Origin of the sequence: Gardnerella sp. 26-12, assembly GCF_001660745.1 — a bacterium.
GTDB lineage: Bacteria > Actinomycetota > Actinomycetes > Actinomycetales > Bifidobacteriaceae > Bifidobacterium > Bifidobacterium swidsinskii.
The window spans coordinates 1-1,024 of record NZ_LWSR01000162.1 but is presented as its reverse complement, the minus strand read 5'-3'; the positions used below and the strand labels follow the sequence as shown (position 1 = coordinate 1,024).

Here is a 1,024-nt window from a genome sequence, read left to right as displayed (position 1 = left end):
TTGCATATATTATTTAATCAAAACTTGCGTGTTTATAGTAGTGCTACTAAATACAGTTAGTTTTCAAATAATGCAGTAGACAAGTATCTATCTCCTGAATCTGGAAGTATTGCAACTATGGTTTTGCCTGCATTTTCTTCTCTTTTTGCTTCTTGGATTGCTGTCCAAACCGCAGCTCCGGAAGAAATGCCTACGAGAACGCCTTCTTTTTTGCTTATAAGCCTGCCGCTTTCAATTGCGTTTTCATTTGTTACATGAACAATACGATCGTAAATGTTTTGGTTGAGCACATCTGGCACGAATCCTGCACCGATTCCTTGAATCTTGTGCGCTCCTGGCTTGCCGCCTGCGAGCACAGGGGAGTCGGCTGGTTCTACTGCAATTACTTCAAGCTGCGGATTTTGCTCTTTTAAATATGTTCCTGTACCAGTAATTGTGCCGCCTGTTCCAACGCCAGCGATAAGCATATCCACGTTTTCGTCAGTGTCTTGCCAAATTTCTGGGCCGGTTGTGTTGTAGTGCGCGTGCACATTTGCTTGATTGGTAAACTGTCCTGGAGTCCACGCGTTTGGCGTGTTTTCAACGATTTCCTTCGCTTTGGTAATTGCGCCTTTCATTCCTTCTGCAGCAGGTGTGAGCACGAGTTCTGCCCCGTATGCTTTCATAAGTTTTCGGCGTTCAATAGACATGCTTTCTGGCATCACAATAATGCTTTTGTATCCTTTTGTTTGTGCAATCATTGCAAGACCAATGCCAGTGTTTCCAGAAGTTGGCTCAACAATTACTGAGCCTGGCTTAATTGTGCCTGTGGTTTCTGCTTCTTCAATCATCTGCTTTGCGATGCGGTCTTTTACGGAACCTGCTGGGTTGAAGTATTCGAGTTTTACGAGGATTTTTGCTGCTAGATTGTACTCTTTTTCAATGTGAGCAAGCTCCAGAAGCGGAGTGTGACCTACGAGTTCTTGCACGGACTTGTAGATGTTAGACATAATATTTCCCCTTACTTGTTTGTCTTGTTTAATTT

At 43.4% G+C, this 1,024-nt stretch carries 1 protein-coding gene; it reads right to left on the bottom strand.

Annotated elements, in window-relative coordinates:
* Positions 1-56: 56 nt before the first annotated feature.
* The gene (gene cysK, locus A5295_RS06035) at positions 57-989 is read right to left on the bottom strand and encodes a cysteine synthase A (RefSeq protein ID WP_064622174.1); all 933 of its coding nucleotides are present in this window, start codon (positions 987-989) and stop codon (positions 57-59) included.
* Positions 990-1,024 lie beyond the last annotated feature (35 nt).

Coding starts and splice junctions, on each gene's coding strand:
- cysK (WP_064622174.1), bottom strand. CDS start 989: ATGTCTAACATCTACAAGTCCGTGCAAGAACTCGTAGGTCACACTCCG.